This is a genomic window from Streptococcus suis (genome assembly GCF_024509555.1).
In the GTDB taxonomy this organism is placed as follows: domain Bacteria; phylum Bacillota; class Bacilli; order Lactobacillales; family Streptococcaceae; genus Streptococcus; species Streptococcus suis_AD.
Map to the genome: position 1 here is coordinate 1 of NZ_JAMWEL010000010.1, position 25,336 is coordinate 25,336.

Consider the following 25,336-nt stretch of genomic DNA (forward strand, 5'->3'; position numbering starts at 1 on the left):
AAGTTCTTGATAGACTGACCACTTTGGCGTAGTTCATAGATTTCGATTTTGTCTTCATAGCTCAATTTCATAAAAATAGCACCCCAAATGTTAGATTTTTTCTGTCTAACTTTTGGGGTGCGGTTCACTTAGATAGTTTTTTTACTTATTATATAGCTGTTTATAGTTACAACTCCCCGACTATTCCCCGACCTCTGGACAAGGTCTTTTTTTGTCTGCAAAAACGGCAATTTTGCAAAAATGACCGTGGATAAGGTAAGTGCTATTTTGTCATTTTGCCCGTTTTGTCAAAATAGAAATCAAATCTCGCAACCATTATTGACAAAATGGCTATTTTGAACGAAAAGATTACTGTGTTTTACTGTATCTTGAGACTATCTTGAGATTATCTCGAGCACAAAAAAAGCCCCCAGCGTTTGCTGAGGGGTTTTTGAAATACAATGATAGCGGTTGGGCGGCGTATCCAACATCTCAGGTACTCTCTCGAGTGCGTCAGGAGCCTTTCTGACCTCGTTATCATTCATTGTATTTAGTTTACTACTTATCTTCTATTTTGTCAAATGTTTTGATGCGACCGTTTCTCTTCATGTGATTTAATTTGGAATCTGTGATGTCATAAACCGAAGCCACAAAGAAATAGTCGTTTTTCTTATCTAGTTTGACAGCGACCAGAACATTATCTGCAAGGACTTTGATAACTTCAAAACTCTCTGTCTTCACATTCTTATTTTGACCAACAAAATCCGGCGAATCCAAAATAGTAGCAACATCTGGGATATATTTGATCATCTTTCGATGTCTGCTTTTTAACATATGTTTTTCAAGATTTTCTTCGTGGATCAGGATATCGGTTGCAGAAGTTTCTAACCCTACTATTTCCTTGATTTTTTGACTAATTTTTACATTGTATTTCATGATTTTTATTATACCACATTCCTTTTCACAAATCATAATCCCCAACAAACGCTGGGCTGAAACTTTATTCGATGTTTCCCCACAAGCTAATGCGGTTTCCTGCTTCATCTGTCTGACCGATTGCCATGTAATTACGCAAACCGCTTCCGCCGATGTAGGATATCCAACGGTAGCCATTTGCAGAACCTTTGCTGTCGTATTTGACAGATTGACCAGGCTCATAAACAGCCACAATTTCACCGCTGAGGTTAGGTGCACGGCGGACATTGATAGGGCTTTCGCCGACAGTGAACGTCCCGGTCTCCGGAATTAGCTCAATCTCATCGCTTGTAGGCTCTGAGTAGATTGGTGTATCTGCATTTTGAGCATACGGCGGATAAAACCACCCGGTAACTCCCGTAAAATCACGAGTATTATACCGTGCTGGACCACCAACTTGTAGGCTATCCCAATTACCATCGATATTCTGCTCGATGGTCTGCATGGTATAGCCGTCACTGTCCGAAATGACAAGGCCTGTATGTCCAAAATGATGACCAGGTACAGACATCACGAATATTGCCCCTGCCCGTGGATTGGCATCGGTAGGCATATGATGTACTTCCCAACCAACGCCAGCTGCTGAATTTAGCAGGTCAATAGCATTTCCCCAAAGATCAACACCAAACCAATTTTTGGCAATGTAGCATGGCAGGTCTGCACACTGTGTCCCAAACATGCCATCCTTATCAACACCCATGCCAGCGTTGGCAAGGTTAATAGCATACTGTACTACTTCATTTGCTGTCGTCATTCGTTTCTCCTTTCCAGCTATCATTCATCTGCTTAACCGCAGCTTCGATAAATGTTTCCAATTGAGTTTCGGTCATGTAAATATCGTATTTAGCAAGCTGACTAGTGATTCGTCGCTTAGCCATATCGTACTTATCAATGTTTTTGTCCTGGTCCAGGGCAGCAATCTGCTCTACTGCATTGACGGCATTTCTTGCCAAAATCTCTGTGATTTCAATGGCGCGTTTTCCGCCCTTGGCAAGCAGATACTTCTTGATTTCGTGGATTATCACACCAGCTAGGATTCCGAAAATCCCTGTCGCTGTACCTAAAATAAGCTCTGATAAATGATTCATATTATTCCTCCTTCATAGGTAATTGAATATAAATTTGGTACATGGTCTCAATCTCGCCATTACCGCCAAGTATCTTGTAGCTGTCAAAAAGTTTGGCAATCTCCCTGCGTTCCTCCAATGTTGTCCAGCCTCGTTCGATAGCCGTTTCCAAGTCTTTGTACAGCAGATATCTACGGCTACTGCGACTGCTATTTTTAAGCGTGCCTACCTCTTCCTTGACATCGCTAAGGCTGTTTCGGTTATCGCTAACGACCTTTTTTACATTGGACACATCGTCTTTGATGTCTTCCATACTCTGTTTAAGTTCGCCGAATTGAGCCTTATTGAGATTGTTAGACCGTGCAGCTAGATATCCAAAACCACCAGTAGCGATGACACCAATGGTAGGTGCCACCGCTCCAATGATATGTAAGATTTGATCTGGCATAGGCTACTTCCCATCTTCTGCAACGGTTTCGTCAAGCATTTCTTTGACGACATCGCGCAAGTTCCAAAGGTTAGGCACCTCTTCAAAAGTCGCAATGCCATTGGCAACACGACGGTACCAAGTTTTCGCTACAACATGTTTCTTTGTAAATTTCATAGTAAATTGTCCTTTCTTAATTAAGCTAATTCCTGTCAAAATTGTATTGATAAATCCCATGATCTATTCCTCAATTTCTACCTCAACATCATGAGGGGTATTGTCCTGTGGAATTTCTTCAGTCACTTCCTCTTCTCCAAATTGACCTGCAAAGCCTGTGAACATAATGGTCAATTCAGCGACTGCGTCATCAATCTTAGCCTGCATATCTGCTTCTAGATTGCTAAAACGCTCATTACGTTCAGTTTCAGCTGCATCTTGCCGATTCTTGATAGCTTCGAATTCCTGCTTTGATTCGGCCATGAATGATTTGGCTTCTTTCGTCACTTGTTCCAGTTCATCAATCTTCTGCACGCTTTCGGCCATGGCACGGTCTGCGTACTCTGATTTAAAGTGAGCCTCACGGGCCAATTCGACAAGTTCGCTCTCAGGCTTATCCATGTGATTGCCCGCTACCTTTTCTGTGTAGGTCGCATAACCACCAGTCGTTGATGCGATGGCGATTTCGGTATGACTGACCACTCCGTCTGTATAGATAGGGTATTTCCCTACCACATTCCACGCTCTCATTCGACTACCTCCACAGTCATATCATCAAGTTGCTTTAATAGCGACTCATTGTGTTCTTTTAAATTTGCGTTCTCTGCTTCCAGCTCCTGGATACGATTAGTAAGAGTTTGCTCTGTATTCGCTTGTTGGTTAACAGTTGCTTGCAAACTCTCGTTTTGGGCTTCCAGCGTTGCGATAGTAATAGCTTTGCTTGCAATTTCAATTGCTAACTTTGATTGGATTTGTTCGTTCATTTTTTTAACCTCTACTTAATAATTGAGATAGTGATGCTCTCCTAGCACCAGCCTGAAATATGATATCATCACTCGTAAATCTTATGGATACAAACGCCCCGCCCAGGCCTATAGACACCCCGTCAGAATCTCCACCGATTCTCAAATATTCGTCCCCATAAAAATTCGGATACAACTTTCCACTTGTTAACCGCAAAGATGTCGGGATGATAACATTTCCAGTACCTCCATTTACCTGAATGGCAGTCGAGTATACACCGCCGGTTGATAATTCATACCCAAGGGTGATTGTAGAATTCTTTGATGTGTAGATATCAATCCCTTTGCCTAAACCGGTACCTAATTGTGTGATATTCCCATACCCGATTCGTCCGACTACAGAATTGCCATCTTTGAATACGAAACCGCTTTGGTTATTATTGACTGTTATTACACCAGTTGCTAAATCAAAGGTAGTTGCATCGTTAACTGCGGTAATCGTTTTACCTTTCATCCACTCAATGAATGCATTTTCGATTTTCGCTTTGATAAATTCTGCATCGAGACCCTTGATATTCGACACGTCCAGATTGATGATTTTAGCTATCCCTGCATCAATCTCACCGATATGTGCCGTACCGATTTGACCTTTGCCAATCTTAGCGGATGTAATCACACCGTCTTGAATGTATGTGGTTCCAGTAATCTGCACCAACTTACCGTCAATCTTGACCGAACCGTCTTTGTTTAAATTTAGCTGATTGAGTACCGTGCCAGAGTTGGTCAAGTTTTTTACTGCCCAGGACCCAGCAAGCGTGCTGACTTGTGTCTTGAGTCCGTTAGTACCAGATACTTCTGTGACTAGTCCTGCTGCAGTCTGCACTAACGTACTGACAGTCCCATTAATCGTCGAAATAGTCCGTGTGTGACTGTCGACTGTGTCGCGGACTGAGTGCAGTGCTGTGACGGTGGCGAGGTCTTCAAGAGCTGGTGACCAATCTGTAGACAACACTCCAAATTCGATTTTAGGATTGCTTACTTTAACATTACCATCTGCCTGTATCCATAATGTTGGAGAATAAAATTTTGTAATAGTTTTACCTTCAGGGACTGTGAATGTCTGGCTAATTCGCTTCTTGCTTGTATCTTCAGCTTGCCAAACTTCCCAATAATTCACTACACCGTTTATCTCAACTGAACAAGCTAAACCATACCGTTTTCGTGAATTTATAGTGGAAACATTGGTACCCTCGACATCACATGATATTGTAACTGATTTTATTTTATTCAAATTGTCAAGCAGTTCTGGAGAAAGTGAGATTACTTTACTGCCCCATCCCCCACTTATTTCTGTTTTGGAATTAAGTAGGTAGTTTCTCCCACCAACTTCAGTCGGAATAAGTGATTTAGTCTCACTAATTGTCCGACTAAAACTATCTGCCGTCTCTTGCACGAGATTTTGGACTGTCGTAGCCAACGCATAAGGCTGCAAAGCGCTATTTGTGATGTACCCACGACCTGTGATATTATTATCCACCTGCGCCTTCGTCTGGTAGCCTTTACTAGTGATAGCAGATTCAATCTGTGTACTGGTCAAGCGCTTGCTAATCTCTTGTGCATTTTGCGTAATAGCCGTTTCAGCGCTATCAACTCGACCGGTCAGCGTATTGTAATCGGTCTGAGATACTTTGCTAGATACGTCACTAATCAACTGACTAATTTTAGTCTCAGCAGTCGTGACCTTGCTATCAGTCGTAGTCAGGCTAGTCGATAATTGCTCGACACCCGAAGCAGTCTGAGTGATCGTGGTTTTGACTAATGATATTTCATCAGCTAAATCTTCAGGGGCCAATGTGTAATCTGTAGGTATCCTTCCAAATTCGATTTTAGGATTGCTTACTTTAACATTACCATCTGCCTGTATCCATAATGTTGGAGAATAAAATTTTGTAATAGTTTTACCTTCAGGGACTGTGAATGTCTGGCTAATTCGCTTCTTGCTTGTATCTTCAGCTTGCCAAACTTCCCAATAATTCACTACACCGTTTATCTCAACTGAGCAAGCTAAACCATACCGTTTTCGATTATTAAATTCAGTGACATTCCTTCCTTCGACATCACAGGAAATTGTGACAGTCTTAATTTTCGACAAATTAGATAGTAAGTCACTCGACAATTTAAACGTTTTGTTTGACCACCTACCTGCGCTACTGATTTCGGCTTGAGATTTCAAAATGTAATTTCTTCCACCTATCTCGGTCGGTATCTTTCCTTCAACCTCACTAATCTCAGTTGTTATCCTGCTGCCAAGCTGTGTGATAGAACTTTCAGCTGTTGAGATGCGCTGTTTCGCTTGGTCAAAGTCGCTTGATTTGACACGACTGGCAATTTCACCAGCTTGGACTTGCAAGGTGGATTCAGCAGATGAGATACGCCCTGTCAGAGCTTCAACAGTTGCCCTTGTAGCTAGAAGTTTGATAGTTTCCTTGGTTTGGCTCAAATCTGTAGATACATTAGATATCTGTCCAGATAATAAGGTTTTGGCAGTTTCAACCAGCCGAGTCGCTTCTGATATTGCTTGACTCTTAGCTGTTGCCAACTTTGTTTCCGTAGCCTGTCTTTCGACTGTGTCGAGCCGTGTCGCTTCAGCGATAGCTTCGGTCTTGACCTGGTTGGCTCTAGCCAATGCACTAGCAGCATCCGACTTTGCCTGGTTGGCAAGCGATTCGACAGACTGGGTTTTGGATAAGATGTCTGCGACCTGTCTGTCGTGTTCCTGTGCCTGTGCTTGCATGGATTGGTTGACTTGGGCGATTTCTTCCGCGATTCTATCTCTTAAAGCTTCACTGTCATAAGTCCGGAGGATTTCTTCCCAGACTTCTCCTGTCCAGCGCAACATGATTTTATGTCCCTCATGCTCTGAATCTGGCTTAAACCAAATATCATTGATTAAGACCTTGCCTGGATACTGGACAGTAGGGTCTTCAGTGCCGTACCAGTTATTATTAAAACCATCAGCGCTTGGCAGATAGTCCGGCAAATTCTGGACAAAGTTGGAAAATTCATTATTAACAAACTGCTCTACAGCCTTGTCTGCAATAGTCTGAACTTTGGCTTCGTTACTTTCGCCGATTCGGTCACCCAACTTAATGTCGCTGGATTGATTATTCAATCGGTTGAAGGTAATTTCAAAAATCCGAGTATCATAGTCCAGTTTTTTATCATGCCGAACCACTCGAATCGTATCTCCAACCTTGACACCTCTCAGATAGACACTTGAGGTCTTCAAGGTCAACTGCGGACGTGCAGCATCAATCAAAGCCCTGTAAGTCCGCTCAATCAAAATTTCTGGATTCTCTTCTTCCGAAAAGTCCACAAAGCCGATTTTAGGCCGCATGGAGCCATCAGCGTTCTTGATACCGTATTGTCGCGTCATCAAGGGCAATTCTAGGTATTTCTGTCCTTTAGGCTTGTTGACTGGCTTGCCTTGTGTCCTTGACCAAACTACATCTTCAAAGGTGATTTTTCGACCGTATCCGTCACCAGTTTCTTCACCCTTGCCACGTCCGACCAGGGCAGTAAAGATGTTGGTACGCTCCACCTCTTGCAGGATTTGCAAGGCATTGTGACCATAGACCACACGCTTACCGACTGCTTCACCAATTCTTTGTTTAAAGTCAATGTAACGGGCACCGATTTGATTTCCGTTCATCTCGACAAAGAATTGCATTTCCAAGTCCCAGACTTCACAGACCTTTTTCAAGGCATCGAATATCGACGTGTAGTAGAAATTGGTACTGTGTGCCGTTGTTTCACCAACAAAACGAGCTTGCCAGTTGGTACCAGCAAGCAAGTCTGCAATCACATCACGAGCCAAAGCATTCTTTGGACGCTTATCAAAGACTGGCGACTTCCGAAGCTCCTCGATCCCTGACTGGACACCAATCAGCGTTGTCAGACTATCCGAAAACTTCTGGGCCACATAGAAATAATGAAAAGTGTGGGCATCTTCTATGGTCTGAATGGCCATGTACTCAACCTGTTCCAATTCATCCGCATTCAGCCCTTTGAGTTCAACCGTCAAACGGTCAGATACATACCGCTCTGTCGTCAATGCGTACTTTTGCAGGGCAGTCTTGACAGCCGATTTTCTGACAATCTTTATCAGCTTCTCGTCTTTATCGAATAAATAAATCACGCTCTCTCATCCCTCCAAACTACATTTTTTACTGTGGCATTCCGTGCCGTAATCCTGTCGCCGTTCTTCACCGTGAATTGCTCCAAGGGACTGAACCGCTCCAACTCACTGAGAATACTTCTGCCATTGTAAGTGGCAGTTACTTCTTCATCTCCAAATGTGACCACAATGTCTTTTCCAGCCACATAAGAGCCAGAGAAGGATAAAATCTTAGTTCCGTTGATAATCTGTACTTGGTTAACCGTTCCAGTCGGTGTGACCGTAATAGACTCAGGCAAAACTTCCAATGCATCCGATAAAGAAATAAGCCCAGTAGAATTCTGGGCATTTTTCTTTTTATAGCCGTCTGGCACTACCAGAGTGAACTTGCTGACGATAGAAAGAGAAGTTTCCTCAATATCATCCGCCCCACTGAAGTAGCCATAGTAGGTGTAAGTCGGTTCGTCCTTGAAAGTAATTTCCAGATACCCACTGCTTGCAAGTGTCCGCAAGATCCTGTTGAGTTTCGCAAACTTGTCTCGCATATCCGCGCTGGTTCTAGCTTCCAGTTGGTACTTAATTTCAAGCACCCGTTCATCATCAGACACATCTTCTACCCAAACACCTCTACGACCAGGGACAGAGGTTGTCTTGATCGATTGACCAAGCAAGCCCCTACCTGTTACCGTCAAATGGCGGTAGCCCTCAACCAGTTGATTGAGGGGTACTCCGTTGATGGACATGTTGTCGGAAGGGATTGATTGAACTAGCTGATTGCCTGTTGTTGTGTCTGTATAATCGTACATATCCCCTCCTAATAATTATCTAAAATCAATTCAAGATTTTGAGTGTTAGTAATATCTTCCGTAAAAGCACGGAAATTATTTGCCCCAAGTCTAAAATGGAACTCCATCGGCTGTTTCGGTCTCGTTGATTGTTCGCTATTCAAACTCAATTGACTAGCAATAGTATGCTTCATCGCACTGAACTTCTCCCCGATATTCAAAGGTTGGATGTCTGGAATAGCAGAAACTGCCAATTTATCAGCTACCTTGCTAACAGCTGGAATCATCCCTTCCATACCGACTGCCAAGCCCTCACCAGTGTATCCTCCAAGTTTCGCCATTACCCTTGACGGCGAGTGGATACTCAAGGCCCGACGGATTGTAGCAGCAACATTGCTCGCAATCGAATTGGCAACACTGTAGATATAGCCAGCTTGACCGGCTAAGCCATTCGCAAAACCTGCGCCTGCAAAACTACCTGCCGATGACATTTGACCTGCTAACCCTCTAAATATCGACACAATCTGATTACCAGATGATTGCGAAACACTCACAGATCTACTCATTCCATTTGAAATAGCGCTAACCAAAGCACTCATGGAACTTGTTGTTTGCGATCTAATTCCATTGAATGTGGTATTGAAAGCATTTTTTAGATTATTCAAGCCATTTTGCGATGTAGACACAATCTTACTAAAGCCACTCTGCACATTCGTAGCCAAGCCTTGCATGGCAGTTGAAGCCGCTGTCTTAGCTTGGTCAAAACCTGTTCGGATAGCATTGGTAATCGCCGTCGACTGAGATTGTGCAGTTGAAGCCGCTTGTGATAATTGGCTAGAAATGTCACTGCTCAAACCTGCAACCGCATTTGAACCGGCTCCCTGCATAGTTTGCAAGTTACTGGAAACATTGCTATTGATAGCCTGTGCCTGACTAGTCGCATTAGCTGAAGCTGTGGCGATATTAGCCCCGATACCGTTCGCTAGTTGCAAAGTATGATTCACACCATCCAGGTTCATACCGCTGACTGCCCCGGTCACACCCGAAGCCATAGCCTGCGCTTGACCCGTTGCGCTTATGTTTGCAGTCGCCAGATTAGCACCGATAGACGTGGCCAGAGACTGTACATCTGCAGTGGCTTGCATATTGGTCTGGCCTGTTGCGGTTGTTACACCAAGCTGGAAGTTTTGCATATTCAAGCTCGCACTTGTTGCCATCTCAGCCGTCTTAGCAGAAACAGTAGCAGCCGTCGTACTGGTATCAGCAGTAACTTGACTATTACTTTCTTTAGACTTACCAGTGATCCAATCAAATGCAGAAGTAAATCCGTTTTTAATACCTTCCCAGACACCTGTAAGAGCCTGAGGAATAGCTTCTAACATTGCTTGACCAAGACCAATAATCAACTGAATACCTGCTACGATAATTTGTGGCAAACCTTGAATTAGGGCGCCAGCGAGCTGAACAATCATTTGTATCCCTGTCGAGATAATCGTCGGTAAGGCGCCGACTAAACCTTGTATCAATGACTGAACAATAGAAATAGCTGTTTGCACAATCTGCGGTAGATTTGTGATAATCCCCTGTGCCAAGGTTACGATAATCTGCAAACCACTCTGTAAAATAGTTGGCAGATTTATGGCTACCGAGCTGATAAAACCTGCCACAATACTCTGAGCAGTTGTTAGCAAGGTCGGGATATTCTGCACAACTCCCTGTGCCAACTGAACCAAGAACTGCATACCGACGGACAACAATTGAGGCAGGCTGGTCAAAAGACCATTAACCAATACCCCTACAATCTGAACGGCAGAGTTAATCAACTGACCAGCATTGGCACCCACACCCTGCACCAAGGAAGAAATCAAAGCGACTGCCCCTTGAAATACCGCAGGAGCATTGGCAACAATGACCTGTGTGAATTGTTGGATTAACTGCGTCCCTTGGTTGATTAACTGAGGGATTTGACTCACCATTCCATTTACCAGATTGGTGATGATGGTCGGACCTTTTGTGACCGCTACATTGACCAATTCATTGATTTTATCTCCGAACTGCCCCTGCAACAAACCAAGACCGGCTAGAAAGACACCGAAAATCGCCGCTGGCATCAGGGCGTTCATGGCTATCCCAGCAAAGGTTGTCATAATCGAACTCATGCCTGAAAATGCAGTTCCGAAAGTCCCTAAAACACCACTCAAAGCACCAGAAAAACGAGGGAACAAAGCAGTTACCCCAGATAGTTTGGCAGTTAAAGCTGCAAATGGAGCTGTTAGTTTGGCACCAAGAGGAGCAAATTTTGCACTAAGAGCATCCCCCAAGTACATTCCTTTAATCGCAACAGTTTCCAGGCCCCCTTTTACTGTTGCCACTGCAGGTCCAAACGGAGCAAAAACCTTACTCAAATGTCCACCAAATGTTGACAAACCAGTTTTGACCTTCGAAAAACCACCCTGCAGAGTATCTAAACCGATTCCCAATTCACCAAACTTAGCATGTAAGCCAGCGATTCCTGCCAAAACACTTGCCCCACCAATAAATGATAAAGCTTGTTTCAAGACAGGGAATTTTTGAGCGATAAAGTCCACCTTTTCACCCAAAGAATCAAATTGATTTAACTCTGTACCAAATGCACGAATTTTTTCGGCTGCATTGTTCGTCCAGGTTGTGATTTGTTTCATCCCTGAAATAGCATCGTCGAAGAAAATACTACCTATAGCAGAAGCAAGGTCTGTCCCGCTTTGTTTCAAATTCCCAAGGGCATTCTCAAAACCGTCTGCCTCACGACTAGCTTGCCCAAGAGCTCCAGATAGCTTATTCCCATCCTCGACCATTTGTAGTAGGGTCAGTTGTTTCTGGGCTTCATCCAACTCTTTGAAGGATTTACCATAAAGTTTGTTAGCAGCTGCATTCCGAGTAGTTTCTGTAGCAGAAATACCCAAAGCCGCATCATTCTCATAATTTCCTTTCAAGAAAGACTGCAAACTCTCCGTCACATCCTCAATAGAACGGTCGTAGAAAGCCGCACTATCTGCTGCAACCTTAGTCGCCCGACTGGTCAAATCTAGCGACTGAGCAGTATCCATACCCGCCGTCTTACCAAACGCCGCAATCTTCGTGAACGAATCCTTTAGTCGATTGGAGCTAATATTGGTTTCAGACGAGATAGCCTTCAAAGCACTCGTCGCATCGCTCTCCATTGTGTCAAAGACCTGGCTAAACTGAGCCTGCATAGCTCGGTAAGACCCTTCCGACTTGGTCGCAAAACCAACCAAGGCAGTAGCCGAAGCCCCTGCTGCCGCAATCGCAATCTTAGCCGCATTAGCAAATCCACTGGCGTAAGCACTGGAAGCCTTGGTCGACACCGAACCAAAGTTAGCAATCTGATTCTCTGCATATTTCAGTGTGCTTGTAAATCCCTTATCCACAGCCCTGAGGACTGCTTCAACAGTATATGATTTTGACACTAATCCCCTCCTTCTCTAAATTCACGAAGCCTGTTGACCCGTTGGATAAGCCGTTTGTCTACCGTCTTGGTTCGCTTACCAAACAATTCTTCGTACCGTTTTTGGCGATCATAGAAATCTGACATCTCTTTATACACGTACTCACCTTTTTTATTTGTCGCCTTGGCATTTCGGTTAGCCATTGCCTGCAAGTGAATAAAGTACTCCTTGTCTAAATATGACAAAAAATACCCCCTCATCCTGAGAGAGTATTCTTTCAATGTCATTCTTCTAGCCACATCGTAGTCCGTCACGCCCAACAATCCGAAAATATCCGCCAACAAACTCTCATACTGTTCTTCAGAACTAGGGGAAGAGATTACTGTTCGACTTCGGCTCTCAACTTGTCGACTTGGAGCTTGGTAGCTGGTGCAGTTTCTAAGCTCTTTAAAAAATCTGTAAACACCGCATCCAAATCAGGCTGTTCAAAAATCCACTCTTCGATGTCCTTCTTGCTAGGAATAGACTTCAAGGTGTGGGTAGCAGATAGGATAATATCCTGCAAAATCACAGGGTTATAGGTCCCAAGATAGTACAAAGCAGACTGGATACCTGCACCAAAATGAATTCCATTGCCTGAAATACCGTATCTCTTGTCCATCTCACGAATAAAATCAAGACCATAATGCAATTCATAGGTCTTCTTGCCAATCGTAATCTCTTTCATTTCCTACTCCTTAACCTGTAATTGCTGTCACATCTTGGAAAGCATAAGCAATTTCTTCAGCCTGTTCAGCCGTCAAAGTTGCATGGCCTTCCTGAGGTTTTCCGTCCACCTTGAACTCTGTTGACAAAGTTTCTAAGTCGTTAACGTTCGACGGCACTTCCCAAGATGCCAAACTTCCCTGCATATAGAGAGCTGGGTATTTGCCACCTTGCTTCTCGCCAGCAAGGTCAATCTCCCACACTTCCAATTTAAAGCCTTCAACTACCGAATCCTTCAACATCTTGTTCAATGGGTCGCGAGTTGTCACCGCTTCAATTTCCAACGTAACTTCCAAACCGCCGACAGCGTTTACTACACCATCTTTGGTCTTCTTAGCGTCTGATTCACGCTCGTACTTGATTTTATGTTCGATTTGTAGGGCTAATTTTGCAGCTGCAGTCTTATCTCCTAATTTACGAAACATCAGAATCTTGTCTTTACCATAGGCTGCCGCCAATTCTTTCAAATCTGTTGTCTGCTTAGCTACTGCTGTAGTTCCTGACATATTTTCTTTCCTTTCTTACAAAAAACGAAATGTGACATCTGCCACACCGTGATAAAGCACCTCAGGGGTACTATTGTCTTTCAAAAGCTGAGTATCACTGGTCAAGTCCATAGACCATTGCCTGCTATCTAGTCGCTTGATACGACTGCATACTTCCATCACCCTTGCCAAGGTATCAGATACAAGTCGACGGTCCTTGAAAGACCCCCAGACATGAATATCTACAGCTACCGAACCAATCATTCGCGACTTGGTCGGTCTGGGCAACAAATGCGTATCCCCCATGACAATAAAGGGGTAAGCCGTCCCCAAATCAGGCAAGGTTGGGTAGACTTTCAAATCCAGCTTACTCACTTCTTCCATAATAGCATCATGGATTTGTTGATCTGGTTGCTTCATTTCAATACCTCTCCAAGAGCTTCGATAAACTCTGGCTCTACTTTTTCAAGAGCTGGCTTCATAAACGGCTGAGCTTCCATGAAACGCGTTCCCTTCTCCAGATAACCTGAATAGTCTGTCTTAGCTTCGACTGCCCCTTCAAGCCCCATTGCTCGAATTTCAGGCGTGATACTTCGCTTGGTCGCTCCTGTGGAATAACCCTTGCTAAAGAATGCTTTTCGCTTGGCAACTGTGTCTAATCGAGCCGTATAGTCCTTCACGACTCCTTTAACAGCCGTTAAATTTGCCAAAGCCTTCAAATCCTGAGCCATTTTCTTATTGCCCTTGATTTCAATCAATGCCCTAGCCACCTGGATACACCTCACTAACATACAAGACAAAGCCTTGTAGACCATGGTTGACTTTCTTCAACACCTTAAAACGTCGCCCATTCACGAAGACCTCCTGCCCAACAGGGAGTTCTCTCTGTACATGGACAGTATGCGTTGCCTCTGCCAGCTTATCCGACATCCGATTAAGCGAATGAACACTAATCGGGCCCAAATGACAAGGGATAACGACCTCCTCGCTATCCCCTACCATACGCCCTAATTCAGTGTCGTATCGTTCCCCAGACACCGTCACAACGGTCAATCTATCCGCGTATCTCATAGCATTTTAAACCCCGCTTGGAAGTCGCTGGCAAACTGACGGTGAATAACCTTGTCGTAGCTAGCGAAATCATCAAGGTCAAAAGACATAGACAGCCCTTCGACCCCGTGACTTGACATTCCTTCCGAACCTAGCTTATTGAACCGCTTCACCATCACTTCAACGATGATGAATTCCAGAGAACTAGGCACAAATGCTTGATTGGTATAAGCCATGAAATGAGCTTCTGTGAGTTCTCGAATCACTTCCAAGAGATCATCTTGTAAGTTATCAGAAATCCCCAACAGAGCCTTTACTTGCTCAATAATCTGCATAAGCTTACCCTTTCAATACTTTGATGATATCTTCTTTTTTCAAGTCATCCGAAAATTCCAGACCTTTCTGTCTTCCCAGCTCGATAAGTTCGCTTTTCTTCATTTTTGAAAAATCTAGCCCACTCGCCTGGTCATTATCTTCGTGATGACGACGTAGCAACATACCCATTAGTTACCTCCGAAGCGAACTACTTTCGTATCGTCATAAAGGTACACGCCATAATGCTCATCACCAGTGATGACTGTGGTTTTTTTCAAGATGTCACGGTCAGTCTCGACAGAAACATCACGTTTCATGTTGATAACAAAAGCACCGTAACGAGCATCATCCTCTGTATCTGTCGAACGTGCGGAAACGGCAACAATAAAGCCTTGACCAGCCGTCACTTTCTTAGAACGAACGATTTCAACACCCAAGACTTCACCAAACACACCAGAGACAAGTGCTTGAGCCCCAAGCTCTGACCCACGCAAGAAGTCTTTGCCTGCTGCAGTACGTAGCTTCATGGCATCAACAGGGTTAAAGATACCAACGTAACGCACATCTTCCTCATCCGCAAAAATATCCAGAGCTTTTTGAATCGCTTCAAGTGTATTCGGCGCATCTGTTACGTGTTGGGTAGCTGTCTTAGCCAATTCGATAATGTCGTTATCAATCTTATCAGCAATAGCCAAACCGAGTTGACGAACAGCTTCACCGACAGGGTCACCCATACCAGATAGGATAGCTTCATCAGTGATTTCATAACCTGTAGCGATTTTTTTAATGGTCATTTCAGTAGTAGTTGTTCCAAGCTTGTTCAATGGAATTGCTTGACCTTCTGCTACTTCGGATGCAGCACCTGTGTAAGTAAACTTAGGTACAGTCAATTTTGTACCAGGCTGACCAACAAGCGTACGTTCAACAGTTGCTAGCGGTGTAAATTTCAATAACTTAGGTAATTTAGCAGAGATGTGGTTTGCCATTACCTGCGGATTGATTAAATCCGCGATTTTAGTTTGTGTCATACTTTAATATCCTTTCGATAATTTCTCATATAGTTCTGGATCAGATTTTTGCAAATCCAGTTGAGCACGATAGCTCATGCGATTAAATTGCTCTTGGGTAATACTTGCTGAAGTGGTTTGTTCAACCTTCTTCGGTGTCTTACCTTTAAGCATTTCGCTGACTTTCTTGTCAGCAAGGTCATTCACTAGAGCAGAGAAGCTATTCACAGCCTCTTGCGTGGCTTCTGCGGTGTCTCTGACGACAAAGCCTAGGATTTCATCATCGGCAACCAAACCGCTCTCAGAAAGCATTTTAGACGCTTCTTTTTCAAGACCGCTACGGTTGATTTTAGCTTCAAGTTCAGCGATGTAGTCGGCCTGTTTCTTAGCTTCATACTCAGCTTTTTGCTCAGCGTTCATTTTACGCAACTTCTCAGCTTCATCTAGCTTAGCTTGGTACTCCCTTTCAGCAGCACGTTTGGCTTTGCCTTTTTCCTTCTGAATGATAGCGTCAAGCTCTTCCTGTGTGAATGTTTTTTCAATAGCTTCAGCCGTTTCTGAGGTGTCAACTGCCTCTTCTTCGGTTTCAACTACTGTGTTTTTAATATCTTCTGCCATACGGCACCTCCTTTTTAAGTCCAGAGTGGACTGATAAACCCTGCACCTTTTAAAGCCGTGAGCAAGTTTTGGGCATAAATAAAACCGTATGGATTTCCAAACGGTTAGGTTATGAAATTATCGCAGTCTTTCCTGCTGTCAAGATGAGCGGCCACCTCCTATCAAAAGACCAGCCGATGCAGACCACCCTGCAATATTGTCAAAGTAGAAAGCACCACTTTTTTCTTGATTTGTACTCTTTCCAAAATAATCAAAAGCAACATATTCATCTGTCACATCCACATTACTTACATCTTGAAACAATAATGTTTCGCCATTTTTCAAAAAAATAATAATTTGTTTTTCCATTTTTCTCCTACTTTCTACTAAACCAAGACTTCTTGGTGTTGCTATTAGCCACTTGCTTCTCGATTTTGTCAAATCTTGAATTGGTAGCTTGCGCGTTGCGTTCGATTATCGAACGTAATTCAGTGTTTTCTTTTACCTGCTTAACAATCTTGTCATTCTGCTCAATCACAGCTGACATAAGCAAGTGCTCACGAGCCAAACATTCGGCTAACTTGATTTCAAGCCAACGCTTTTTCTTAATACGCTTGTTCATAGCGACCTCCTTTCTATTTTTTTGCAACAAAAAAGCACTTAGATTTCTCTAGGTGCTTGAGTTATTAAATTTTCTTCCAAATAAAGCCGCCATATTTCCAACCCTTACGAATACCGTGGCCAATCGCTGTTGCATTTATACCCGTTTGTCGTTCTGCTTCTCGCATGCTTGGGAACGTTGCAATTAAGTTCATATCTAGATCATATTGAGCTACTTTAATTGACCCCTTGCAGTTTCTTCGGTGTCTTTTGTCGTTCAGACCTGTTGAATATGCGTGGTTATTATTTTCTTTATATGTTGCCCATTCTAAGTTTGAAATATGGTTGTTCAGCTTGTTTCCGTCAATGTGGTTGACGGTTTCTTGCTCTTCTTCAGATGAAAAAGCTGTAATAACAAGCCTATGGATATATCTATTGTGGTTCTTATTGTCCTTGTAAAGACTTACTTTGAGATAGCCACTTGTTGACAATGATGGTTTTTTTGGTTTCCCTTTTAGAGATTGAAGACCTTTATTATGATTGACCATTCTATCAACACTTCTGACATTTCCATAATTGCTGACTTCATACAATCCTTCAAAGTCTGTCACTTCTTTCCAAATTTCAAGCATGAACTACACTCCTAATACAAATTTTTCGGCTTCATCATCTGTTAAAGGACGGCCAAGCCGTTCAGCTTCTGAAGCTATCTCTCTAATGTTGTATTTTGGCATATCATCAGAGGGCAGAGTATAACAACCTTCTGCTATTCTATCAACAGCGTCGTCAAGTCTAATCAAAGACTCCATTGCTTCTTTTGTCATTTTTTGTCCCCCTCAATGAGTTCATATTTACTTAGCAGATTATAAGCAGCCTGTTCATCAATTGCCATCACACGACCTGAAACAAGTTTTGCTCCAAGCTCTTTTTGATAGTGCGCAATAAGGTCTGTTTTCGCTGTGAAGTAAACAAAACCACCGTATCCGTTTGAGTCACTCTTTTCAGCAGCTATGGCAAACAAATGTCCACCAACACCGTTATATTCCTTGTTAGTTCCTCTATTTTCAGGAGAACTCTCAACAATATCAACATGAACAGCGCTATTGGCATTATCAAGTTTCAAGGCAATCATTCCTTCAACCCTATCAGAGTTATTACGATATAGCTTGTAAATATCATATCCGTTTGATTGAGGTTTAGACCAATCGAAATTCCAACCACTGCTTTTCAACTTCCTTGCTTCTGATGGAGAAATCCTGTCACTAACAAAATAATTTGTCTTCACTATCTCGCCAGTTTTTGCGTCTTCTAAGCATGGTGTGAACTTATCAAGTTCAATATAATTACCTTCACCTAAATTATACCTTGTTTTTCTTCCTTCGTCAACTCCTATTCCTGTATTGTAGATGTTGTTTTCCCGCTCTACTACCGCATTTCTGGAATTAGCACTTTCTCTGATAAGTTTTTCATACTCTTTATCAGACATTGAAAAGTGTGCAGCAGTAGAGCAATGACAAAAGGGTGCATGGGTGCAGCATTCTCTCCAGGCTCCATGTCCTTGACTTTGAATATCTTTCCATCTAACTTAGCACAATTCCTACATGCTGACGGTTCTGCGATGAATTCATATTCATCATACCCATTAGCTATATAGGCCTGTTTCTGTCCCTCAGTAGCTACTCGAGCACCTTCTGTTACTGCCAAACGCTTAGCTTCACTGACCAAAACATTGAACTCCTTACGTAGCTGAGCAACCATGGTAGTCGGGTTCTTACCCTGCAAAAGCAAGCGTTCAGTCATTTTGGCTACAACTTCACGCAAAGCCGTTTGCCTTTTCCAGATATTGTCCGACCAATTAGCCCCATGAAAAGGAGTATTTAAAATAGCCTGTGCCGTAGTACCGATTTGACTAGCTGACAAAACAGACCGACCAAGCAAGCCAGATTGCGTTTCAATAGCTTTGACGAATTCATCATTCAAAAAACGCTCCGTCAATTGACGCTCATCTTCTGCTAACGCAATCAATTCCAGATCTAGTTGATACTGTAACAAAGCAAGCCGATTTGTCTTCATTTTCAAGTTGTACAATGCCAACTCTGAATTCGCTCGTGCAGAAAAATTCTTCTCAGCTACATACCGCTTGGCTTTCTCCTCAAAAGACTTTACATCGAAATCATCAACTCGAGCCTTCACTTCGGACAATGACAAACCATGCTTATCAGCGTAACGTTGCTCAAAGGCTCTAATTTCCTTTTCTAGCTCGTTAAAGTGATAAGAGTATAATCTATCCATCTCCTCGCCTAACGTCGCACCACGCTCCATTTTGGCTAGCTGTTCAGCTTGTATCCGTTTTTTCCAATCATCACTCGCCATCCGCTATCACCATCTGACTATCTGGCTGAAGGTCCTTGTCAGTCATCCGCTCATTTATTGCGATTTGTTTGGATAACAAGCTAGAACTCTCTTCCTCTTCAGCCATTTTCTCTAATTCATCTTGTGGGCTATCCACGATGGACAAAACAGATAGCTTAGTAGCATTAGAAACTTGACCTGAAAGCTGCGCTACAATCTGGGCTTCTTCAAGGACGTTGCGTGGCACGTTCCGAGTGAATTGGTACTTGATACCAGTCCAACCATTGCTCGGTACTTTTGCCATTGGCACGTTAAAGACAATCTCATACAATCTGTTGAAAGCAGACTGCATTTTGCGGTCTTTCATCTTGGCTAGGTTGTCCATTGCTTGCAATTTGAAGGCTAGTGCAGTTCCCGAAGCATTACCAAAATCCTCTTCGGACAGATTTGCGACCATAGAAATTGCAAAGATGGACTCTTTGAGCAACGCGATCAAATTTTCTTGAGTTGTGTCTGAGTTTGGTTTTTCCAGGAAGCCGACATCGGGCAATGGACCATCCGAACCATTCCTCCACAAGTTGAAGATACGATTTTCTCGGATTTGTCCTGCCATATCACTGTCCAACTCAACACCCACAACCTTCAAATAAGCATCTGCGAAATAGTCAACGTCATTAGCTTTCTCGCTTGCAGCTTTGTTCAGAGCATTGATGAGCGTTTTGACACTATCAAAAATTCCTTGACGCTCTTCATTCTCGATTAGCTCAACTACTGGCAATCTGCCATAGATGTGAGGTGTGCGTTCGTGGAATGTGACGCCCCCTCCCTGTTGAAAAGTTGCATCAATGACTTCCGACGCAGTGATAACCTGTCCATACCCAGTTGCCGCACCTTCATCAAATGCGTACCGAACAGCAAATAACGGCTTTTCTTGGATACTATCATCATGAACAATAAGCATATTTGCTGGGCTATTATAGGTTGCCCTCGTATTCCCTTCCTCGTTCTGATAGACATACAGGAAAGCATGTCCAAAAATATCTGCAATCTTGGCCATCTCAAACTCATTGTCTTCCATGTCATTCAATTTGCGGAAATTGTCAATGAAATCTACAACAGCAGTATCATCGTGAGTAATTTTCACTGGAACTCCGATTTGATACCCACTGAACGTATCAACGATATATTTAGCATAATTGATGACTAGTCTATTATCTGGTTTCCATGGGTCTTTAGGGCTACCCTTTAAAATACTATGATTTGACATGTACATGTCTTCGTTTTCAAGATAGCCTTTAAGCAATTTTGAACGATGCAAGTCAACAGCATCTGCCACCAACTCTGGCGTAATTTCTTCCGCTGATGTTGTCAATAGCTTTCGTTTGTTTATGCTAACTAGCGACATTAAAAACCTCCCTTAAATAATTTGATTTTGCTACCAACCCCCTGAAATTTTGAATAGATAGCATAACGAAGTGCATCCAGTACATCATCATTCTTCTTTTCTGGCTCGCCTGTTTTCTCATTCCAGACATACTGATAGATTTCATCCTTGAATTTTTCAACCTTTTCCGAACAAACAAAAAAGCGACCTTGTTTCATCAACTTAGCCACTTGTTCAATTCCGCTCAAAACAGATTTATCAGCATTCACGCATTTTAGATGTTCTCGTTCAAACCGTGCGACATGTTCAGGACGAGCAGAGTCTGCATAGAAATAGATATTCCCGTACCGTAATTTGATGTCTTTGGCAATCTCCACCCAGTAATCAATTTCTTGGTACTGCGCAGCGTGTTCTTCCAGGAGATAGACACGTCCATCTGCCGTCTGTCCGCAGACAACGATGGCCCCATGGTGTTCATATCCCCAGTCAACCCCAGCATAATAGATAGTGATATCGTCTATTGGAATAGCATCACCAGAGATTAACATGTCTTCTTTGAAATCACGATAAACAGCTCCTTCACCACTGACCCAACGGCCGTAGATGCCACGTTCTGTAAACATACCACTCGGCGTTGTTGCGATAAGGTTCTCGATATACCGCTGGTTTAAGAATGTATTATCAAATATCGTAAAATGATTGGCGATAATGCTCTTGTCATCTGCTTTGTCAATGTAATCTTTTTTCAGCCAGTGATTTGGATGGTCTGGGTTAGTATCGCATATAATACGAGCGCCAAAACCTGAACAACGCTTGCGGATTTCGTCAAAGACTTCCTTGTTTGCTAGCGTCGCTTCGTTGATATAAGCTCCGTATGCCGTCATACCACGGATGGCACGCAAACCAGCGACTGAACCTGTGAAAGTCGTAACCACATACACACCAAAGAGCGTAAAGTTCCCATGCTTATCAAACTTGAAATCTAACCCATACTTCTCTGACAGTTCTTGCAAGATGTTAGTCCGCAAAGTACCAGCACTAGTTGCGCCTAGAATATACATAGGATTGTCAACACCGCAAGTCTTAGCATTTCTTTTCGCTCTACGCAATTCCATGAGAAATAAATCATTATCCAGCTGAGTCTTCCCTGCACGGACAGCCCCGTGATTGATCATCATGTACCAATCTTCACGCAAAGCCCGCTTTAAGATACTGAGTTGCTTATTGTGGTATAACCTATCAATTCCCATTTATTTCCTCTTCCAATTTATCAAATAGCTTGTCTAGGGCTTGTTCTGTCCGGTTGGTGTTCTCGCTGTCAGACAGCATTTTAACTAAGCTATCTGCTGATTTTTGTCTTTCCTTGATTCTCGGAGGAACTTCTTCAATACTCGTAGTACCGCTAACCGAAGTCACAACTTCGAAATCAGTTTCTTCTCCTCGAAGCACCCTTGTGTGAAATTGTTTGATTTCAACCAAGGACGCAATGGATAGTTCTGTACTTCGTTTATCAAAGTTTTCCTTTAATATCTTGATAACTTCTTGGACGTGAAAAAAGTCAACAAAAGTCAACAATCGATTAGATATTTGCTTAGCGGTCTTCTCCGAATATCCAGCCTGTCGTGCCGCTTCCGTAGCATTTTTAAACCCACTTGAAATATAAGCGAGTACGAACTGCTTCTGTTTTTCTCTCGCCGATGGCCAATCTGACATCAGCTTGATTGCATCGCTAGTTAGCTCGTCAATAATTTGTTGATGTCTATCAATGACCACCACCTCCAATCAAAATTAAAAAGCCACACGATTGTGTGACCAATTTTCCAACTTGAACTACCAATTCAAATGAACGGGAACAGCAGGAATCGAACCTGCACATAGCGTTATGCCGTGGACGTCACACGGTCTTGCTCAGGGCGCTACCCTTGCCAATTTCCAATCTTGGCTCATGTTCCCACAGATAGCGTCCATAGATGTCGCACGCAACATCCGATAGCCACAGCTTTATGCCTCTTTTTACGGGACCGTCTCCCGAAGGGATTCTATCATAACCTTGTAATCTGATGATACAACTTTAACATTAAAATCGTGACACTTATACACTTTTTTGTGTCAACTTTACAAATCTCCTCGAAAATCTGCAAAAATTGTCAAAATCCGCTCTCTTTTGCGATAGATACTCTTGCGAGATACATTAAGCATAACAGCTATTTCCTCCCAAGTATTTACCGACCGAATTGACCAGCGTAAATAGAAAATCCTTTTTAGCTCGTCATCCAAAGACTCAATTGTTGCTTCCACAGCTTTTCGGAATTGCTCTAGTCCGTTTATCCTCACATCACTCGACCAACGTGCCACAAGCGACTCTGTTGGTTTAGAAACGATATTCGGCTTACCCCCACCAACATTGCAATCGTTGGACACCTCTGTTTGGATTTCAAGCTTGCGGATAGCGATTTTCTTGTCAATCTGTTGGTAGTCAAATAACTTCGAATCTAATGCTCTCAATTCTACATCTGATAACTTGTTCACACTCGCACTCCTTTGTGATATAATATTATTAGAGTTTTATTCACATAGTCAGTACAAGTGTGCTGGCTTTTTTGTTACTCTTGATTCGTAATCACATCCCCTTGTGTGATAACTTCAATCCAGCCATGCTCCAAACGAGCCTCAGCTTCTTTCATTCGAATCAAATTATCCGAAATAGAGTTATTCAATTCAGCGTTGGCTTTTGCTTGACCTTGAGCCTTGATAACCTCAGCATCGGCATCAGCTTGAGCTTGGATTTTTTTAGTTTCTGCTTCAATCTTAGCTTTCTCTTGGTCCTGTTTAGCTGAATCTACTTGTTTCTGCTTAACAGATTCATCTTTGATAGCTTTTTCGATTTCATCGCCTGCATCTTGGTCAGTGATAGTAAATGATACAAATTCCAAGTTATCTGCTGCAAACCGTTCTTTTAGCTTCTGGTCAATTTTGCCATAAACTTCTGTACGCTTAGAGCCTAGAACTTCATAAATATCATACTCACCAGTTACGGATTCAATGGCCCGTTGCACAGCTGGAGCGACAACGCTATTACTCACGTTTTCTAGGTCTGTGTAATTAGTAAACACAGTCATAGCTTCTGCCTTGTTGACCTTGTACTTGACGTCAATATTGGTATTTAACCACTGACCATCTTTCGTCTGTGTCGTGATAGCTTCCATGGTCTTGGTCTGAACTGATGTCGGCAATTTATACACCTTATCAGCAAATGGTACTTTAAGATGGTAGCCCGTCTGTAAAGTTTTTTCTTGTACTCCATTGAAAGCAGAGACTTTCACACCTACGGTATTTGCTGGAATTTTGACAACCGCGGTCAATCTAAAAAATACTGCAAAAATAATAAGTCCAATAATTGTAGCGCCTGCCGCTACCTGACGTTTTGTTACTTGAAATTCATTTTCATACATTGTTTTATTCCTCCAATTTTATAATATTCGTCCCCCACCCGTACCACAATAGGGAGTTGGACTATGATACCATTTGCAATTACTTTCTATTTATTTTATTTGTGGCTGACCGTACTGCCATTGGCCCATAATGTGACTTTGATCTACAAAGGAGTCCTCCTTTTTAATTTATTTTTGGCAGAATGACCAACCGACCTGTGACAGTCGGATAGCCTTAAGTCATCAACTACCCCTTCCTTGTAGGTAATCCGGAATATCGTCACCGATATTAATACTCTCGTACTGATCCTTGGTAACGAGAAATTTGCCATAGGCACCGATTTCTACATAGTACCTACCGTCAATAATGTCCTTCCCTGTGACTTTTCCAACCATAGTCACGCCCGCATTATCAACCTTGTGAATAATAACCGTTTCACGTTCTTTCAGTTTCATAATTTCTTGTTTGGATTGTTCGAGTTTAACGATAAGTACAATTATCACTCCAAGCAAGATGACTAACGGATTCAATACTTTTTTAAACCTTTCCATTTGCTTTCTCCTCTAGCCAATCAAAAATCATTTCAAACTGATTCATGACCAGTCTGTCATTGTTGTACTTCTTGCTGATTTCCGCCATAGATACCACAACCCAGTTCCAGTATGCCTGTGTATTAAATCCAACTTCTTGCATCTTCTGGTTACTGGCTCGCATCCAATTTGGGACTTCTGTTTCAAAAAATTCAATGTAATTCATCCAGCACCTCTACTTTGATATAGATACCGACTTGATCAGACCAAAACTTCTCGACAATCTCGCTAGCCACTTGGGCATCATCTTCCCAAAATCCAACTGCAGTCATGCAGTCCTTTAACAACTTCTGCAGATTATCTGTATCTGGTTTAGTCGTCTTGTACTGGCCATGCTTCGTTTTCTTTGTCCGAGGAAACAACCATTTGACTGTCAGACGAATCGGACCATGCAGCTTATCTGGAGGTAAATGCCTTGCCAATAATGCCTCATATTTTGCTCTGGCATCTGCCAACTTGTCAGGTTCGTAAAATTGTGGCTTCCCGTTTACCACTCGGACCTGTTTTTGCTGATGTGTCACAGTCGGTATTTTTTTCATCGGCAGGAAAAATTCAACCACCATATTTATTTTACCTTTCCATATTTTTTTTATCTTCGCGACTAAGTCCATGTCAGGGGACATGGTTACAGGGTTACATGGGGGAGTCTTAGGACCCCCATGTTCCTGTTCATGTACCCATGGACCATTAGGGACATTTCCTAAATTCTTCTTCTCGAAGAGAGAAGAATTCTGTCCCTCGGTTTGTCCCTGAATTTCTCCAGTTTGTCCCTAACCCTCTAAACCTGCATGGTTGAGCGATTTCTTAGGGACATTTTCCAGTTTGTCCGTTGTCCAAAACTATCATTTGGGACACAGGGACATTTTCCAGTTTGTCCGTAATTTCGGACAGACAAATTGGATTTTTGTCCCCAGTTTGTCCCTCCAATTTGTCCCCAATTTGTC

General features: G+C 42.8%; 33 protein-coding genes, 1 tRNA gene and 1 pseudogene. All 35 read right to left on the reverse strand.

Going from position 1 to position 25,336, the window contains the following annotated elements:
* Positions 1 to 537: 537 nt before the first annotated feature.
* Positions 538 to 1,023 carry a PBECR3 domain-containing polyvalent protein gene (locus NF418_RS05490; RefSeq protein WP_256778764.1) on the reverse strand — a complete coding sequence of 162 codons (486 nt, stop codon included), beginning with the start codon at positions 1,021 to 1,023 and terminating at the stop codon, positions 538 to 540.
* A pseudogene (locus NF418_RS05495) lies at positions 980 to 1,726 on the reverse strand (CHAP domain-containing protein); the annotation flags it as partial. The gene NF418_RS05490 and the pseudogene NF418_RS05495, both read right to left, overlap by 44 nt.
* Positions 1,692 to 2,042, reverse strand: a complete 351-nt coding sequence (locus NF418_RS05500; RefSeq protein WP_256778765.1) for a phage holin — start codon at positions 2,040 to 2,042, stop codon at positions 1,692 to 1,694. The pseudogene NF418_RS05495 and the gene NF418_RS05500, both read right to left, overlap by 35 nt.
* A gap of 1 nt (position 2,043) precedes the next feature.
* Positions 2,044 to 2,469: a hypothetical protein gene (locus tag NF418_RS05505; protein ID WP_256778766.1), complete on the reverse strand. Its 426-nt coding sequence runs from the start codon at positions 2,467 to 2,469 to the stop codon at positions 2,044 to 2,046.
* Between the two features lie 3 nt (positions 2,470 to 2,472).
* Complete coding sequence (locus NF418_RS05510; protein WP_256778767.1) at positions 2,473 to 2,685, reverse strand: hypothetical protein; 213 nt, start codon at positions 2,683 to 2,685, stop codon at positions 2,473 to 2,475.
* 3 nt (positions 2,686 to 2,688) lie between these two features.
* Positions 2,689 to 3,195 (reverse strand): hypothetical protein, encoded by a 507-nt coding sequence (locus NF418_RS05515; protein WP_256778768.1) that lies wholly within the window; start codon positions 3,193 to 3,195, stop codon positions 2,689 to 2,691.
* A complete protein-coding gene (locus NF418_RS05520) occupies positions 3,192 to 3,428 on the reverse strand; it encodes a hypothetical protein (protein WP_256778769.1) in 237 nt (78 codons plus the stop codon). Before NF418_RS05520 ends, NF418_RS05515 begins: the two co-directional genes overlap by 4 nt.
* A 4-nt stretch (positions 3,429 to 3,432) precedes the next feature.
* Entirely contained in the window at positions 3,433 to 7,605 is a 4,173-nt protein-coding gene (locus NF418_RS05525; RefSeq protein ID WP_256778770.1) for a phage tail spike protein, read from the reverse strand.
* Positions 7,602 to 8,390 (reverse strand): distal tail protein Dit, encoded by a 789-nt coding sequence (locus NF418_RS05530; RefSeq protein WP_256778771.1) that lies wholly within the window; start codon positions 8,388 to 8,390, stop codon positions 7,602 to 7,604. The genes NF418_RS05525 and NF418_RS05530 overlap by 4 nt, the downstream gene beginning before the upstream one ends.
* Before the next feature lie 8 nt (positions 8,391 to 8,398).
* Entirely contained in the window at positions 8,399 to 11,836 is a 3,438-nt protein-coding gene (locus tag NF418_RS05535; protein ID WP_256778772.1) for a phage tail protein, read from the reverse strand.
* The gene (locus NF418_RS05540) at positions 11,836 to 12,156 is read right to left on the reverse strand and encodes a hypothetical protein (protein WP_256778773.1); all 321 of its coding nucleotides are present in this window, start codon (positions 12,154 to 12,156) and stop codon (positions 11,836 to 11,838) included. Before NF418_RS05540 ends, NF418_RS05535 begins: the two co-directional genes overlap by 1 nt.
* 38 nt (positions 12,157 to 12,194) lie before the next feature.
* Positions 12,195 to 12,542 (reverse strand): tail assembly chaperone, encoded by a 348-nt coding sequence (locus NF418_RS05545; RefSeq protein WP_105100369.1) that lies wholly within the window; start codon positions 12,540 to 12,542, stop codon positions 12,195 to 12,197.
* Between the two features lie 10 nt (positions 12,543 to 12,552).
* Positions 12,553 to 13,086, reverse strand: coding sequence for a phage major tail protein, TP901-1 family (locus NF418_RS05550; RefSeq protein WP_256778774.1), 534 nt, complete (start codon positions 13,084 to 13,086; stop codon positions 12,553 to 12,555).
* A gap of 15 nt (positions 13,087 to 13,101) precedes the next feature.
* Positions 13,102 to 13,485, reverse strand: coding sequence for a hypothetical protein (locus tag NF418_RS05555; RefSeq protein WP_172073977.1), 384 nt, complete (start codon positions 13,483 to 13,485; stop codon positions 13,102 to 13,104).
* Positions 13,482 to 13,835, reverse strand: coding sequence for an HK97-gp10 family putative phage morphogenesis protein (locus NF418_RS05560; RefSeq protein WP_256778775.1), 354 nt, complete (start codon positions 13,833 to 13,835; stop codon positions 13,482 to 13,484). The genes NF418_RS05555 and NF418_RS05560 overlap by 4 nt, the downstream gene beginning before the upstream one ends.
* Complete coding sequence (locus NF418_RS05565; protein WP_256778776.1) at positions 13,828 to 14,136, reverse strand: hypothetical protein; 309 nt, start codon at positions 14,134 to 14,136, stop codon at positions 13,828 to 13,830. Before NF418_RS05565 ends, NF418_RS05560 begins: the two co-directional genes overlap by 8 nt.
* On the reverse strand, positions 14,133 to 14,450 hold the full coding sequence (locus tag NF418_RS05570; RefSeq protein ID WP_256778777.1) for a phage head-tail connector protein: 318 nt from the start codon (positions 14,448 to 14,450) through the stop codon (positions 14,133 to 14,135). Before NF418_RS05570 ends, NF418_RS05565 begins: the two co-directional genes overlap by 4 nt.
* 4 nt (positions 14,451 to 14,454) lie before the next feature.
* The gene (locus NF418_RS05575; protein ID WP_256778778.1) at positions 14,455 to 14,619 is read right to left on the reverse strand and encodes a hypothetical protein; all 165 of its coding nucleotides are present in this window, start codon (positions 14,617 to 14,619) and stop codon (positions 14,455 to 14,457) included.
* Positions 14,619 to 15,458, reverse strand: a complete 840-nt coding sequence (locus NF418_RS05580; protein WP_256778779.1) for a N4-gp56 family major capsid protein — start codon at positions 15,456 to 15,458, stop codon at positions 14,619 to 14,621. The genes NF418_RS05575 and NF418_RS05580 overlap by 1 nt, the downstream gene beginning before the upstream one ends.
* A gap of 3 nt (positions 15,459 to 15,461) precedes the next feature.
* Positions 15,462 to 16,055, reverse strand: coding sequence for a DUF4355 domain-containing protein (locus NF418_RS05585; protein ID WP_256778780.1), 594 nt, complete (start codon positions 16,053 to 16,055; stop codon positions 15,462 to 15,464).
* A gap of 138 nt (positions 16,056 to 16,193) precedes the next feature.
* Positions 16,194 to 16,403, reverse strand: a complete 210-nt coding sequence (locus NF418_RS05590; protein WP_256778781.1) for a hypothetical protein — start codon at positions 16,401 to 16,403, stop codon at positions 16,194 to 16,196.
* A gap of 7 nt (positions 16,404 to 16,410) precedes the next feature.
* Positions 16,411 to 16,656, reverse strand: coding sequence for a hypothetical protein (locus NF418_RS05595; RefSeq protein WP_256778782.1), 246 nt, complete (start codon positions 16,654 to 16,656; stop codon positions 16,411 to 16,413).
* 64 nt (positions 16,657 to 16,720) lie between these two features.
* The gene (locus tag NF418_RS05600; protein ID WP_256778783.1) at positions 16,721 to 17,266 is read right to left on the reverse strand and encodes an NUMOD4 domain-containing protein; all 546 of its coding nucleotides are present in this window, start codon (positions 17,264 to 17,266) and stop codon (positions 16,721 to 16,723) included.
* 3 nt (positions 17,267 to 17,269) lie between these two features.
* Entirely contained in the window at positions 17,270 to 17,458 is a 189-nt protein-coding gene (locus NF418_RS05605) for a hypothetical protein (protein ID WP_044672854.1), read from the reverse strand.
* Positions 17,455 to 18,120, reverse strand: a complete 666-nt coding sequence (locus tag NF418_RS05610; RefSeq protein WP_238143442.1) for a hypothetical protein — start codon at positions 18,118 to 18,120, stop codon at positions 17,455 to 17,457. Before NF418_RS05610 ends, NF418_RS05605 begins: the two co-directional genes overlap by 4 nt.
* Positions 18,060 to 19,007 carry a minor capsid protein gene (locus NF418_RS05615; protein ID WP_256778784.1) on the reverse strand — a complete coding sequence of 316 codons (948 nt, stop codon included), beginning with the start codon at positions 19,005 to 19,007 and terminating at the stop codon, positions 18,060 to 18,062. The genes NF418_RS05610 and NF418_RS05615 overlap by 61 nt, the downstream gene beginning before the upstream one ends.
* Positions 18,997 to 20,391, reverse strand: a complete 1,395-nt coding sequence (locus tag NF418_RS05620; protein WP_256778785.1) for a phage portal protein — start codon at positions 20,389 to 20,391, stop codon at positions 18,997 to 18,999. Before NF418_RS05620 ends, NF418_RS05615 begins: the two co-directional genes overlap by 11 nt.
* Positions 20,391 to 21,620 carry a PBSX family phage terminase large subunit gene (locus tag NF418_RS05625; protein WP_256778786.1) on the reverse strand — a complete coding sequence of 410 codons (1,230 nt, stop codon included), beginning with the start codon at positions 21,618 to 21,620 and terminating at the stop codon, positions 20,391 to 20,393. The genes NF418_RS05620 and NF418_RS05625 overlap by 1 nt, the downstream gene beginning before the upstream one ends.
* Complete coding sequence (locus NF418_RS05630; protein WP_256778787.1) at positions 21,610 to 22,143, reverse strand: terminase small subunit; 534 nt, start codon at positions 22,141 to 22,143, stop codon at positions 21,610 to 21,612. The genes NF418_RS05625 and NF418_RS05630 overlap by 11 nt, the downstream gene beginning before the upstream one ends.
* A gap of 74 nt (positions 22,144 to 22,217) precedes the next feature.
* Positions 22,218 to 22,323, reverse strand: a tRNA-OTHER gene (locus NF418_RS05635).
* A 162-nt stretch (positions 22,324 to 22,485) separates the two neighbouring features.
* Positions 22,486 to 22,899 carry a transcriptional regulator gene (locus NF418_RS05640; RefSeq protein WP_256778788.1) on the reverse strand — a complete coding sequence of 138 codons (414 nt, stop codon included), beginning with the start codon at positions 22,897 to 22,899 and terminating at the stop codon, positions 22,486 to 22,488.
* Positions 22,900 to 22,973: 74 nt separating this feature from the next.
* Complete coding sequence (locus NF418_RS05645) at positions 22,974 to 23,822, reverse strand: prohibitin family protein (protein ID WP_256778789.1); 849 nt, start codon at positions 23,820 to 23,822, stop codon at positions 22,974 to 22,976.
* Between the two features lie 222 nt (positions 23,823 to 24,044).
* A complete protein-coding gene (locus tag NF418_RS05650; protein WP_256778790.1) occupies positions 24,045 to 24,353 on the reverse strand; it encodes a DUF1372 family protein in 309 nt (102 codons plus the stop codon).
* Complete coding sequence (locus NF418_RS05655) at positions 24,340 to 24,558, reverse strand: hypothetical protein (protein WP_044672869.1); 219 nt, start codon at positions 24,556 to 24,558, stop codon at positions 24,340 to 24,342. The genes NF418_RS05650 and NF418_RS05655 overlap by 14 nt, the downstream gene beginning before the upstream one ends.
* Positions 24,545 to 24,952 carry a RusA family crossover junction endodeoxyribonuclease gene (locus NF418_RS05660; RefSeq protein ID WP_256778828.1) on the reverse strand — a complete coding sequence of 136 codons (408 nt, stop codon included), beginning with the start codon at positions 24,950 to 24,952 and terminating at the stop codon, positions 24,545 to 24,547. The genes NF418_RS05655 and NF418_RS05660 overlap by 14 nt, the downstream gene beginning before the upstream one ends.
* Positions 24,953 to 25,336: the final 384 nt, after the last annotated feature.